Origin of the sequence: Muribaculum intestinale (assembly GCF_002201515.1) — a bacterium.
Taxonomy (GTDB): domain Bacteria; phylum Bacteroidota; class Bacteroidia; order Bacteroidales; family Muribaculaceae; genus Muribaculum; species Muribaculum intestinale.
Map to the genome: position 1 here is coordinate 1,065,986 of NZ_CP021421.1, position 15,010 is coordinate 1,080,995.

Genomic DNA, 15,010 nt, shown 5'->3' on the forward strand with positions numbered 1-15,010 from the left:
GCCGCGTTAGCGGTTCGCAACCATAGGTCGCTGTCCCTCCCCCGAATGCCTAGCGTAGCCCGGCGACTTTACACCAACCCACCCACCAACATCACCATAACCCGCCGCCCCGGTCCCATCCCCAACTGCACCCCGTACCGGCGTGTTAAATATCCATAATCGGCTTGCGATAATCTTGATTTCATGCTATCTTGCAAAAATTATCGATGGGAGCCATGGAAATCACTTACAAATCGAAATTCCATGGAAACACCTATCTATCTCACCAATCTGTCGAAAGTCCGCGTATGAATCCCTGCATTAAATCCATCCTCGCCACCGCAATTGCCGCATCGGCGGCACTGACACCCGCCAATGCCGGGCAACTGAAAATCACCGTCGACTCAGCGCGACATGTGGTCATAATCCCCGCCGTAGAGGGTGGCGCCGACGTGGCCGTGGCCATAGTCGACGGTCGTATATCGTCGCCCGACACCACAGTCACCATTGCATCACAGCTGCTGATGCAGAACGACCTGCACGGACATGTCGAGGATGCGGCATGGTATCTGCGCACCCCTCGACGTGAGGCCGACCCTGCCGCCGACGCTCTGATGCTGACTCAGGGATGGACACGCTACGACATGCCGGCGGCAATTCGCGGCGAAATCAACGACTCACTCCCCTACCCGCTGGAAATCGGAGCCCAGCTCGACGGAGTAATCCGCTCCAAATGGCGCGGAAAGCCACTGGCAGGAGTCACGGCCAACGTGCTTGCACCGCGCATGGCCGACGGTGCATCGGCCGTCACCGACTCCCTCGGGCGCTTCCACATCACCGGAATCGAATGGGCCGACTCTACATTCTTTGTAATCAGCGCCATGAACTCAAAGGGAAAACTCGAAGAAAACATTCATCCCGACTTCGATTCATTCCCAACTATAGACATTCTCCCCGAATCGCAGTCAATAGCCGAATCGTTCGCCGCTCTCGACGAAGACCCCGACCGATGGGACAACTACGTGGCCCGACTCAACTCATCTCCGCAGGGAATGCAAATCTCACTACGCGAGGTCGTGGTCCGCGCCACCAAAAAGCGCGAAGGGGCCAACGCCATCGACTATCTTGCCTCCGTCTATATACGCCCCGACGATGACAAAGATATCCGTTCATATGAAGAAGCCGTCACTCACATCCCCGGTGTTAACGTGATAAATGACAGATTAATGTATCATCAAACCCCAGTTTCCGTATGGGTTGACGGTCGCTATCTTGGATCTGCCGATGCACAGACCAGGATTCGCAAAAGTGGAGCGTCTCTTCGCACAAGAAAGATGAATACCACATCTCAACAAACATATGGCATTGGTGGTACTTCTCCTTTAGATTTAAATGAGACTACTGCTTATAATGGCAATTCTTATAATAATCTATATGATATCGGATTGTTCACAAATAACTTAAAACTTATCGATTTAGAGAACATGTACCCATTCGCTGATAATGAATCAGTTGCATATATTCCCCCACATCTTTCAGTATTATTTAAAAATGGAGCCAATACAGATGGGGGCGTTTTAAATATAAAGACTAAACATCCCGGCAAAATATCAAACACCTTGTCTCCTGAATTCCGAACTATATCTCCGCTCGGCTACCAGAGGCGAAAAAAATTCTACGCTCCCGCGTACACACCCGAAGGTATTCCGGAGGGCGAGACCGGTGCCACCTTACAATGGCTCCCTGCTGTCGACCTCACGCAATCAGTAGAGCTACCCCTCCCCGCCAACATCTCCTCATCCGAAATCGCGGTAGCCGTCGAGGGCCTCACACCGCAAGGCTCGGTCATCTCCAATTAGCGAAATAGTCGCCGGGCTACGCCGGGCATTCCGAGGATGGGGACACCACAATCCTATGGCTGCGAACCGCTAACGCGGCTCTTACCATAGGCTAACGTTGTGAACGCCCCCAGAGGGGCTGTACGCTAATGCGTTGGGTTGCCAATGTATCCAAAACGTAATACGAATTGTGAACGACCACAAAACAGCCGTGCGCTAACGCATCCGCATGTCATTAACTCCTATTCCCCATCCGGCTCACACCCACAACTCCCCGCGTTAGCGCATAGCCCCTTTTGGGGCGTCCACAACGTTAGCCCCACCCAAGAGCCGCCATAGCGGTTCACAGGGTGGGGTTAGTCCCCCTCCCCCGAAATGCCCGGCGTAGCCCGGCGACTGAACACCATCCCAGCCCCCAACATCCCCTCATGCCCCGTACCGACGTGTTAAATATCCATAATCTAATTGCAATAATCTTGATTTTATGCTATCTTGCGAAAACTATCGATGAGATCCATGGAAATCACTTACAAATCGAAATTCCATGGAAACGCCTATATATATACTCACCAATCTGTCGAAAGTCCGCGTATGAATCCCTACATTAAATCCATCCTTGCCACCGCAATTGCCGCATCGGCGGCACTGACACCCGCCAACGCCGGGCAACTGAAAATCACCGTCGACTCAGCGCGCCATGTGGTCATAATCCCTGCCGTGGAGGGTGGAGCCGACGTGGCCGTGTCCATCGTCGACGGTCGTATATCGTCGCCCGACACCACAGTCACCATCGCATCGCAGCTGCTGATGCAGAACGACTTGCGCGGACATGTCGAGGATGCCGCATGGTATCTGCGCACACCGCGCCGTGAGGCCGACCCCGCCGCCGACGCTCTGATGCTGACTCAGGGATGGACACGCTACGACATGCCGGCGGCAATTCGCGGCGAAATCAACGACTCACTCCCCTACCCGCTGGAAATCGGAGCCCAGCTCGACGGAGTAATCCGCTCGAAATGGCGCGGAAAGCCACTGGCAGGAGTCACGGCCAACGTGCTCGCACCGCGCATGGCCGACGGTGCATCGGCCGTCACCGACTCCCTCGGGCGCTTCCACATCACCGGAATCGAATGGGCAGATGGCACATATTTTGTAATCGGAGCAGTCAACAAAAAAGGATATTTCGAAGAAAACATCTATCCCGATTTCGATAGTTATCCCGAAGTCACGGCTCTACCTCAGAAGCAGTTGAGAACATCGGCGGAATCTGATGAGAAACAGTCATCCGAGGAGTATATAGCGCGCATAAAGTCATCCATCCAAGGCATGCATGTCGCTCTTCAGGAGGTGGTCGTCCACGGAAAAAGCCGCCACAAAGGTGAGAATATAATTGAGCGACTTTCTTATATGACAGTCCGTCCCGGCGAGGATGACAACATACTCTGCTATGCCGATGCCGTGGCCAATGTGCCAGGCATAAACATCGTCGGTAACATTCTCATGCATCATCAAGTACCGGTAAGCATCTGGGTCGATGGCCGTTACATAGGATATTATATAGATCCGAAACAAATTGTACAGAACATATTTGGCAACGGTAACTCAGATTGGATTAATCGTGAGAACAACAAGATTCTGCAATCCAAAAATGATAATGGTGGAAATTCTGTGACCTCATCATCAAAACCTCTTATTTATAAAGGCCTCGGAGAGTATTCTGCAAAAATTGCAGAAAATGCATTAAATTCCAATAACACTAGAACAGCATCATCGGATAATTCTGAGAATAGCAACCATAGTGACAGAATATCTTTATCAGAACTTGAGTCAATGTACCCATTTCTTAACAACGAATCAGTTTCTTACGTACCGCCTCATTTGTCTGTTCTTTTTAGTCCTGGAGGAGGAAACATAATGGACAAAACAGGAGGTATACTAAGTATAAATACAAAATGCCCTGGAAAACTGCATCGCAAATTACCTAGAGAATTCAATCTCATTACTCCTCTTGGCTACCAAAAGCGCAAAAAATTCTATACCCCTGCGTACACTCTCGAGGGTATTCCTAAGGACGATACCGGCGCCACCCTACAATGGCTACCGATTGTCGACCTCACGCAATTGGTAGAACTCCCTATCCCCGCCAATATCTCCCCATCCGAAATCACAGTATCCGTCGAGGGCCTCACTCCGCAAGGCTCAATCATCTCCAATTAGCGAAATAGTCGCCGGGCTACGCCGGGCATTCCGAGGATGGGGACACCACAATCCTATGGCTGCGAACCGCTAACGCGGCTTTTACCATAGGCTAACGTTGTAGACGCCCCCAGAGGGGCTGTGCGCTAACGCGTTGGGTTGCCAATGTATACAAAACGAAATACAGATTGTGAACAGCCACAAAAACAGCCGTGCGCTAACGCGGGGAGTTGCAGCTGCAACAAAATCATATCACCAAACAATCATGCATTTAACATTAGTCGCCTGTGTAACACTATCTTATATATTATCCCAATTTCCGCACCACACACCCTCATCCGGCTCCATCCATAAATCTCCACGTTAGCACATAGCCCAAGCATCCGCATGTCATTAACTCCTATACCCCATCCGGCTCACATCCACAACTCCCCGCGTTAGCGCACAGCCCCTCTGGGGGCGTCAACAATGTTAGCCCCACCCAAGAGCCGCATTAGCGGTTCGCAGGGTGGGGTTGGCCCCCTCCCCCCCGAATGCCCGGCGTAGCCCGGCGACTGAACACCATCCCAACCACCAATACCAACATACCATCCCGGCTCACATCCACAACCCAACGCGTTAGCGCACATCCCCTTTGGGGGCGTCCACAACGTTAGCCCCACCCAAGAGCCGCCATAGCGGTTCGCAGGGTGGGGTTGGTCCCCTCCCCCGAAATGCCCGGCGTAGCCCGGCGACTTTACACCAACCCAACCCACCAACATCACCATAATGATCCATTTAACATCCCCGTGGCGGCCCAGGATTGCGCTCGGGAAAATGGGATGAATAAAAGTTATTGTCAAAGCGTCGAGTGATGAACATATGTTTCCATATTATATTGCTGATTTGAACTTTTATCAGAAATAATTTGTAACTTTAAGGAGACACGTTTCATCACATATTTATGAGTTCAACATTAAAAATTTACTGCAAAAACATAGGCGAATATGTAGAGTTTCAAGGTGGACAGACCCTCATGGAAATCTACAACACTCTCGCCGACCGTATACCGCAGCGCCCCATTTGCGCCCACGTCAACAACAAGACCGAAGACCTCTCCTACCCCCTCTTCGCGCCAAAGCAGGTCGAGTTTCTGACAGCCATGAGCCCCTCGGGCCACAGGGTATATATCCGTTCGCTCTGCATGATGCTCTACCGCGCGGTAGTGGCCCTCTATCCCGGCGCACGGCTCATTATAGAGCACTCTATCGGACGAGGCTACTATTGCCGTATCACAGGCTCGGACGTTGCCATGTCGCAACAGGTTGTCGACTCTCTGCGCGATTACATGCACTCGCTTGTCAGGCGTGCGCTCCCGTTTGAGCGCAAGGAGCGCCTGACCTCCGATGTCATAAAGATATTCGAGGAACAGGGCCTTGACGACAAGGTGAAACTGCTGCAAAGTCTCCACGACCTCTACACGGTATACTACCGACTCGACGGTGTGTGCGACAGCTACTACGGCAACCTCGCACCATCGACCGACATGTGCCCGGTGTTCGACCTGCAACTCTTCGAAGAAGGATTTCTGCTCATGGGCATGGCCAAAGATGACCCTACAGCCGCCGAGTCACCGATAATGCAGAAAAAAATGTATCACGCCTTCACCGACTATCTCGCGTTCAACCGCGTAATCGGAGTGGCCAATGTGGGCGAGCTCAACCTTGCCATAGCCCATAAGGAGGCCCCGATGCTGATCAACGTGGCCGAAGCGCTCCACGACAAGAAAATCGGGCGCATATCCGACGAGATTCAGAGCCGCTACAACGAGGGCGGAGCACGTGTGGTGCTCATCGCCGGGCCATCGTCATCCGGAAAGACAACATTCACAAAACGCCTTGCCATACAGTTGATGACCAACCTCCTTGAGCCTAAGATGATATCGCTCGACGACTATTTCGTCAACCGCGAAGACACCCCGCGCGAACCCGACGGCGACTACGACTACGAGTCGCTGTATGCTCTCGACCTGCATCAGTTCAACGCCGACCTCAACGCCCTGCTTGCCGGGGAGGAAGTGAAGCTCCCGACCTACAACTTCGAACTTGGACGACGTGTATACAAAGGCAAGACCCTTAAGCTCACCAACCGCAGCGTACTCCTCATCGAGGGCATCCATGGCCTAAACCCCGAGCTTACAAAAGAGATTGACGCCCGCATGAAGTTTATGATCTACGTCTCGGCCCTTACCACCCTGTCGATTGACGACCACAACTGGGTGCCCACCTCCGACAACCGTTTGCTACGCCGCATGGTGCGCGACAGCCGCTACCGTGGAGTCAGTGCCACCGAGACAATACGCCGCTGGCCGAGTGTGCGCCGCGGTGAGGACAAATGGATATACCCCTATCAGGAGAATGCCGATGCAATGTTCAATTCATCGCTCATATTCGAATTGAGCGTAATAAAGGAATACGCCGAAGAGCTGCTGCGCGGAGTGCCGCGCGACATACCCGAGTACGCCGAAGCCTATCGACTGCGCACTCTCCTGGGCTATTTCACACCCATCACCGACAAGACAATCCCCTCCACCTCCCTCCTCCGCGAGTTTCTCGGCGGCTCGTCATTCCGCTATTGATTCTCACGCCATACACAGCAACATCTTCGACAATCTATAGACAGCGCCACAAAAGCCTCATACGCGACTTTTGTGGCGCTGTCCACGTTCAACCATGCAATATGCCTATATGATTAGGTGCATGTAGATATATCATGTCATCAGTCTCTGCTCTCGACATAGAGGCCTATCGTTGCCCCGGTAAATCCGCCGGTACGCTCACATGCAAGATAGGAGGCATCCACATCCTCGGCCACAGGAGTCCATTCGGCATCCCGCGCGGCCTCCCTTACGTAGAAATCATAGCATATGCCGTCGGATACCACCCGCAGTTCCACATCACGGCCGGCCTTGCAGGGCATCTCCGCCGATGCGATTACACGCACCTCCTTTGGTGAGAGCGTGCGCAACTCCACACGGTCGCCACACACGGCAAGATAATACTGTCTCGATTCATTCTTGAGCATCAGCAGCCCGGCCGACTCTCCGCCGTTGCGCGGCTTGAATCTGACACGTGTCGAAGCCTCAAACTTATGATGCTGGATACGCCGGCCCACATATGCCGGTACCCCCTTCCCGGTTGACAGTTCGCGGCAGCACTGCATACGCAGGCACTCTCCGTCGAGATGGCAATAATCTGCGGTCGTGCCGCGAAGGCCGATCCACTCCGGACGCAGGCTCTCCCCCTTGAAGTGGTCGCTCCAGGTAAAGTTGCCCGAACTGCCCCATGAGGGGTCATGCTTAACGCCCTCGCGATGCAGAGTCAGCGGGACAGTATCCTGCGACTGGGTAAAATACGGGAATCCGTCGCGACTCCACTTTACTGGCATCAGGTATGTCTCACGACCGAGAGCCTGAAATCCTCCCGGCCCGGGACGGCATCCGAGGAACACTCCCCACCATTCTCCCTCAGGAGTCATTACAAGGTCGGCATGCCCGGTGCAGGTGATAGGATTTGTGCGCTTTTCCTTGAGATAACGCTGCGTAAGCGCCGGATTTCGGCTCCAGCGGGTAAACTCTCCGCGAAGGCTGTCGGCACGGTAGATGACAGCCGAATGATGGTTGCTTGTGCCACCCTCCGCACATATCAGGAAGTAGCGCCCGTCAATTTTGTAGATATGAGGCCCCTCGTCGCGGTCGAGATGCTCCTCCGGACCGACGCCGGCCTCGGCCAACGGCCACGAATCCCCGACAGTCTGGCCCGACTCGGGGTCAAAGGCGATAAACCGTATGCAGCGGTAGTTGCTCCACTTCGGTCGCCCGGTCGTATCCTCCTTATATACTATGTATGCGCTCCCGTCGTCGTCAAAAAACAGAGAGGGGTCAATGCCGTCGATACCCTTCAGCCACACCGGATTGCTCCACGAACCCTCGGGATCGGTGGCGGTGACATAGAAATGTCCCTCCTTGCTCCCGACATCCGTGGTTATCATATAGTAGGTTGAATTGTGGGGATTGTACGAAATCTGCGGAGCATATATGCCTCCGCGGTCAAGGCTCTGCCCTACAAGACCGGGCAACTGCTCCGGACGGTCAAGTATATTGCGCACAAGACGCCAGTTGACAAGGTCGCGGCTATGGTACAGAGGCACTCCGGGAAAATAACCGAATGTGGAGGTGACAAGATAATAGTCTTCACCAGTGCGCACAACACTCGGGTCGGAGTACCATCCGGCTATTACCGGATTGTAGAAATCGCCATCCCCCTTAAGAGGATTGGCATTATAATAATCGTCGTTTCCAATATATACAAACGAACTGAACTCAGCCTGTCCGACAGCTTTTTTGCCTGCCGTCAGCGACGCCGCGCCTATTGCGGCCATTATAGCCAGCGAGTATATGCTCTGTGTCAGTCTCATGAGGTTATCAAATGGTTACACTTATGGTTTTCAATTCATTGTCGCGGCTCGACGGCCCTACCATCACATCATACCGGCCCGGCTGCACACGCATGCGTCCCGACTCCTCGTCCCATGTCTCAAGCAGTTTGTCCGACAGTGGAATGCTTACCGTACGCTTCTCGCCGGGCGCGAGTGTCACACGCTCATAACCGCGCAGAGTCTTGTTGGGCCCTTTCTCATCCCCCCGGCGACGAAGATACAGTTGCACTATTTCTGTGCCGGCCACTTTGCCGGTATTACGTACCTCCACAGTCACGATACCGTCGGCATAGCGGGGCTTGCCATACTTATATGTAGTATAGCTCAGTCCGTGGCCGAACGGAAACAGAGGCGCCTCGCGCAGATAGCGGTATGTGCGTCCCTCCATACGGTACTCGTCGAAGGGTGGCAACTGGGCGTCGTCGCAGTAGAATGTCACCGGCAGTTTGCCGCACGGATTGAAGTCGCCGCACAGCACCTCGGCCACAGCCGTGCCACCCTCCTGGCCGGGATACCAAGCCTGTAGTATGGCGTCGCAGCTCTGCATCTCCGGCGACAGAGCCACCGCACTGCCGCTGCAGTTGACAAGCACCACCTTCTTGCCCGCGCTTTTGAGCGCGCGCAGTATCTCGCGCTGAATGGCTGGGAGCTCTATCGACGTGCGGTCGCCGTCGTCAAATCCCGGCTCGCGCACCTTGGCCTGCTCGCGCTCGAATGCGGGAGATATCCCCCCGGCAAACACTACTATGTCGGCATCGCCGGCACGAGCCACCACCTCATCGACAGTCAGCTCCTTCTGTCGGCATATGTCGAAATTGAGAGTAGCAGCATCGGCTACCTGCATATAGTCTACACCGATATCATAGCGTTTGCCCTTCTTCACCGCAAGTTTGCGGCTGCGGTGGTTGAGCGGTTCGGCCTTCCAGCGCTCGTACACGGTGTCGCCGTTGATAATTATGCGCAATCCGTCGTCGTTGTTGTAGATTACATCAAGCTCCTCGTCGGCCTCGGCCACAAACGACCCGCGAAGGCGCAGAGTGAAATGCTCAAGTTCGACTCCGGGAGCGAACACCGTGTTGCCCCCGTTGTCAAGATTCACAGGCGAGGTGTAGCGCGCTGTAGCAGCCGGCTCGCCGGCCATCTCGGTATTGTTCCAGTAGGTTCCGCTCATTCCGGGAGTGCCGTCTTCTCCGGTGATGCGGTCGAATATGCTTACCTTCTCTGTCGACGATGTTATGCCGCAAGCCTGCATATACGGCAGGGAGTCGCCCAGACGGCCACGCATGCCCTGAAGTATCGTCACCGTATGGCTTGGCTGACCGTAGTATATGCCCCACTGCATTGTCGAGTCGGCGGCATTCGGCCCCATCACCATTATCTTCTTGCCGGTATCCAGCGGTAGCACCCCGTTGTTCTTAAGCAGCACCATCTGTTCGCGCGCCGCCTGCAGAGCGAGGTCGCGGTGGGCCCGGCAGTCGACAACACTCATCGGTATCGACGTCCACTCCACAAGCGAGTCGGGATCAAAATCACCGAGACGGAAGCGCTCGGCAAGCAGACGCCTTACACACACATCGACAGCATCCTCGCCGAGATAACCTCTCTTCACGGCCTCGGGGAGATGCTTGTATACCGAGCCACACTCGACATCGGTACCGCTCATCACACCGAGTGCGGTAGCCGTGCGGGCGTCCTCCGCCACACCGTGGCGCTTAGGCAGATAGAAATCGTTGATGGCTCCGCAGTCGCTCACCACCATTCCGTCAAAGCCCCATTCGTCGCGGAGTATCTGCTGAAGCAGGCGGTTGCTCCCGCAGCATGCCTCACCCTCAAAGCGCTGGTAGGCACACATCACCTCTCTCACCCCGCCGTCGTGCACCAGACTTTCGAATGCCGGAAGATAAGTCTCCCACAGGTCGCGCGCCGGTAGATTCTCTATATTGAAATTATGGCGAGTCTTCTCAGGACCGCTGTGTACAGCGAAATGCTTTGCGCAGGCAAGCAGCTTGATATACTTCCGGGATGTGTCGCCCTGCAGGGCCTGCACTACGCGTGTACCCATACGCCCGTTCATATAAGGGTCTTCGCCATAGCTCTCCTGGCCGCGGCCCCACCGGGGGTCACGGAAGATATTCACTGTCGGTGTCCAGAAACTCAGACACTTGTACTTGCCCATCTGCCCGCGGCGACGCGCTTCGGTGTTTTTAGCTCGGGCTTCGTCGCTCACCGCCGTAAACACACGGTCAATCATCTCATCATCAAACGAGGCCGCCATGCCGATACACGACGGAAACACCGTGGCAAGCCCGTTGCGCCCGACACCGTGCAGAGCCTCGCTCCACCAGTCGAACGCAGGGATACCAAGGCGCTCAATAGCCGGCGAACTGTTCATCATCAGACGGGCTTTCTCATCTATGGTAAGACGTCCGCAGAGGTCGGCGGCACGCTCCTCCGGGCTGAGTGACGCATCGAGATAAGGCGCTCGCTGGGCATGCCCTGCCATTACCGACCCGACAGCCGCAAGCATGATTATAATTCGTGGTAGTCTCATAAGGTTAAGTATATTTGCTTTCTATGTTTTTGTGCGAAGATAAATCGTATATCGCTCTTTAAAGCGCACTTATTATCGCAAAAAGCCCCGAGCCGACTGCGATGGCGCAAATTTGTCGGAAAGGGTGTATTTTTTGACTTTTCAGCTGATTCGCGGGCCCGGAGTATTCCTCCGCTTCAATCTTTAGCATAATTTTGCCGGCGAAGTCATTTGTGCAAATAACCATAGGCAGATTTTTATCTCATAATCCAATATCCGTTAAGGGTGCCGGAAAGATATTGCTCCGGCATTCATAACCTTAAAATCAACCATCATTCATGCTTAAAAAATTTAATTCAGCCCTGACCCTGTCGGCCATAATGGCGATAGGAGGACTCTCGGCCGCTGCCGCTTCGGGCGACCCAGTGTCAATCCCGACACCGGCCGGAACATTCATCGACTGGAACAACTGCGACTTCAACGGCACGTCCGGCAAAGTCGAGAACAACGGCGACAACATCGGCTCCACCGGTGAAAACACAAATGTCACTTTCAACCTCGTCAGCGAGGAGGAAAGCAGCTATCAGTTCACCATCGCCACCGGGCACAAAGGCACAGCCTATATGGACATCTCCATATCCACAGCCGATTGCGACACTCTGTTCAAAGCAGTCCACAAGATGGAGAACACCGGTAGCTGGACACCATCCACGACCTCTAAATTCTACACTCCGGCACTCCCCGCCGGCAGTTACATCCTCACCCTCAAGGCCCGCGACCTCGAAGGGAGCAACTATGCCGGCAACTGGGGCAAGCTCGCGCTCTACAATGACTTCGCCGACAACTCCGAGCACATCCCCGGCACTGTGACAATCGCAAAATCCGACCTCATCGGCGGAGCACGCAACGAGGGCCAGAATATCGGATACATAAAGGACGGCTGCGGCACATCCAACGAAATCACTGTCGACCAGGCCGGTGTATACGCCATGACCCTTCCCTTGTCGCGCTATGGCGACGGCGTGCTCAATGTCACTGTCACCGACCAGAACAATGGTGTAGAGGCCGAGACCAACTGGCCCATTCCCGCCGAATCATCGAATTACACTGAGCATGTAATCAACCTCGAAGGCGAACTCACCACAGGCCGCAAGGTGCTCAAACTTGTCTTCAACGCCGGTCACGGTGGCTTTATCGCCAACTACAAAGACATGGTGCTGGAGAAAATTGCCGACAACTGCGCCACATTCCGCGGCGTGGCTATCGACGGTCAGGATGTGACCGCCGGTGAAGGATACAACTGGAACTGCAACCTCCCGCTCGACTTCAACGCCACCACCACCATCAAGACCAACGCCAATGCCAACGCCATCATCACAGCAACCGCTGTCGACGGCGAAGGTAACGCGGTGGCAGTGACCGACAACGGCGACGGCACATACACACTCCCCACCCCCGAGGGAAGCACTCAGACAATCGTCACATTCAATGTATCAGCCAAGGAGGGTGTCGTCGTATTCCATGACACATACACCCTGCGTCTCTACCGCATAGGCGACATCATCATCAACGCTCTCACTATCGACGAGGTAGATGCTCCCGCCGAACTCCTGGCAGCCCTCAACGCTTCGGGCACCGACGTCACAGCCACTCTCAGCGACTGGATTTTCACCGCCGAGCCTACAATCGTGGCCACATTCACCGACAACAGCAAAGTGACAGCCACCGGCTCTGTCAACGGCGCCGAAGGCACATTCACCTTCAAGGGAGAGGCAGGTTCGAAGAGCAAAAACTATACAATCAACGTATCCGGATTCCACTTCTACACAGCAGCCGACAACGACGAGATGGTAAAACTCGTCTACGACTCTTCGCTCAATCAGGCCGACGGCTCGTGGAGCAACGGTTCATACAGCCTCAATCCTGCCAACGACGGCTGGGGCGGCACACAGTTCAAATTCAAGAACAACACCGAAATCACTCTATCCGTACCCGCCAATGTGGTTATCAAGCAGATTAAGTTCACAAATCTCAAGGACAACTACACACCCGGCACTATCGGCTATGTGACTTCCGAAGGCGCCACAGTCTACCTCCCCACTGCCACCTACTTCCGCAACGGCGACGGAGCCGAGAAGAACATATTTGTAAACTTCGAGGGACACAAAGCAGGCACACCCGTGAAATTCCTCTTCACCCCCGGCAGCCAGCCCGTGGCATGGTTTGAAATCCTCGTCAACAAGGAAGCCCTCTCCACACCTCCCGCAGTCAACAGCTCGTCGGCCACACCTACTGCCAACGTAAACCACGCCGTGGCCACATTCAACTTCGACCGCGAGATGAAGAGCGTCACAGCCTTTGTCGGAAAACAGGATGTAGAAGGCGAGGTAGCCGGTGCCACCGTGCGCTTCAAAGTATGGGATCTCCCCTACAATACCACCTCCGAGCTCGTGATTCCCGCCGGCAAGGCCGAGGATACATTCGGCAATGTCAATGACAAGGATATCGTACTCTCCATGACCGTAGGCGCTCCCGCCACAGTCGAGGCAATCGAGCCTGTAGTGGTAACAAATGTCGACGAATGGAAAGCAGCCTTCGCAGCTGTGGCAGCATCCAACAATACTGCCGACGCTCCCCGTGCGGTAATCTTCGTGAAAAACGGCGACTACGACTTCGGCTCTGAAGAGCAGACTCTCCGCGCATACAACGTGTCGATTGTAGGTGAGAGCCGCGAAGGCGTAATCCTCCACGGCAACCGCACCGGTATCTCCAACCCCATCATCTCTACCCGCAACGCCACCGGCACATATTTCCAGGACCTCACCATCCGCAACGACCTCGACTTCGGTGCCGACAAGCGTCAGGGTGTAGGAGCAGCATTCTACGGAGGCAACAAGGACATCCTCTCTAATGTAGCCCTCCAGTCGATTCAAGACACCTATGTAACCGGCAGCCAGAGCTATCTCGACCGTTGCTTCATCCACGGTTCTGTCGACTATATCTGCGGAGGCGGCGACCACTTCTTCGACCACTGCGACATCATCCATGAGATTGCCGGCGGATACATCACCGCCCCCTCTACCTCGGCCAACAACAAGTACGGCTACGTATTCGAGAGCAACACGATATCAGGCTATGGCCCCTACGTCCTCGGACGCCCCTGGCAGAACGAACCCCGCGCCTACTTCCTCAACACCGTGATGATAGCCGAGGCAAGCGCCGAAGGATGGGGCTCTATGGGCACTCTACCGACCCACTTCTACGAGTACAACTCTATGGACAAGGACGGAAACCCCATCGACCTCAGCACCCGCAAGAACTCTCCGACATCGACCAACACCTACACTCCGGTGCTCACCGAGGAGGAAGCCGCACGCCTTACCGTACGCAACGTACTCTGCGGCAACGACTCCTGGGATCCCGCATCGGCCACACTGCAGTGTGAGGCTCCCGAAAGCATCGCTATTGCCGAAGGCGTTCTCACCTGGTCGACCGTAGACAACGCATCGGGCTACGCCGTATTCCGCAACGGAGAGTACCTCGCCCACACCACCACCAACCGCTATGAGCTTAACGCCAACGACGGAGCATCATACACCGTACGCGCGGCCAACGCCCACGGCGGTCTGGGTGCGGCATCCGAGCCCGCTACCGGCGGCACATCAGGTATCGACGCAGTCACCGGCGAGACCGGTGCTGTATCCACCGTATACTACAACCTCCAGGGTGTGCAGGTCAACGCCAACACCAAAGGCGCCGTGATACGCGTGGAAATCCTCCCCGACGGCACACGCCACTCCGAGAAGATCATAAAATAATCTTCCTGTAATCTACGCACACCGACACGGGGCACGCCACATCCGAGGCGTGCCCCGCTTGTTTATCATTGGCGTAATTTCCACCTACAATTTGTCCGAATCCACCATCTTTCGGCAAATTTTCACCCCCTTATGCTGTACATGTTGCCTAATTTTGCACCGACCAATCTACG

At 54.7% G+C, this 15,010-nt stretch carries 6 protein-coding genes; 4 read left to right on the forward strand and 2 right to left on the reverse strand.

Translation table 11 applies throughout. The annotated features are described in order from the left end of the window. The first annotated feature begins 287 nt into the window (after positions 1-287). The 3 genes from ADH68_RS04390 to ADH68_RS04405 all read left to right on the forward strand — a co-directional run bounded on the left by ADH68_RS04390 (position 288) and on the right by ADH68_RS04405 (position 6,630). Positions 288-1,838 carry a hypothetical protein gene (locus ADH68_RS04390; RefSeq protein WP_133165694.1) on the forward strand — a complete coding sequence of 517 codons (1,551 nt, stop codon included), beginning with the start codon at positions 288-290 and terminating at the stop codon, positions 1,836-1,838. A gap of 570 nt (positions 1,839-2,408) precedes the next feature. Continuing rightward, positions 2,409-4,034, forward strand: a complete 1,626-nt coding sequence (locus ADH68_RS04395) for a hypothetical protein (protein ID WP_133165693.1) — start codon at positions 2,409-2,411, stop codon at positions 4,032-4,034. Between the two features lie 922 nt (positions 4,035-4,956). Further along, a complete protein-coding gene (locus tag ADH68_RS04405; protein ID WP_068961875.1) occupies positions 4,957-6,630 on the forward strand; it encodes a nucleoside kinase in 1,674 nt (557 codons plus the stop codon). A gap of 140 nt (positions 6,631-6,770) precedes the next feature. On the opposite strand, the gene ADH68_RS04410 is transcribed toward ADH68_RS04405, so the two are convergent. Together ADH68_RS04410 and xyl3A are read right to left on the reverse strand one after the other, a co-directional pair. After that, positions 6,771-8,468 (reverse strand): glycoside hydrolase family 43 protein, encoded by a 1,698-nt coding sequence (locus tag ADH68_RS04410; protein WP_068961874.1) that lies wholly within the window; start codon positions 8,466-8,468, stop codon positions 6,771-6,773. Positions 8,469-8,475: 7 nt separating this feature from the next. Next, on the reverse strand, positions 8,476-11,040 hold the full coding sequence (xyl3A, locus tag ADH68_RS04415; RefSeq protein WP_068961873.1) for a xylan 1,4-beta-xylosidase: 2,565 nt from the start codon (positions 11,038-11,040) through the stop codon (positions 8,476-8,478). A 317-nt stretch (positions 11,041-11,357) separates the two neighbouring features. Here xyl3A and ADH68_RS04420 point away from each other — a divergent pair, with 317 nt between their 5' ends. Beyond that, positions 11,358-14,837: a pectinesterase family protein gene (locus tag ADH68_RS04420; protein WP_068961872.1), complete on the forward strand. Its 3,480-nt coding sequence runs from the start codon at positions 11,358-11,360 to the stop codon at positions 14,835-14,837. Positions 14,838-15,010 lie beyond the last annotated feature (173 nt).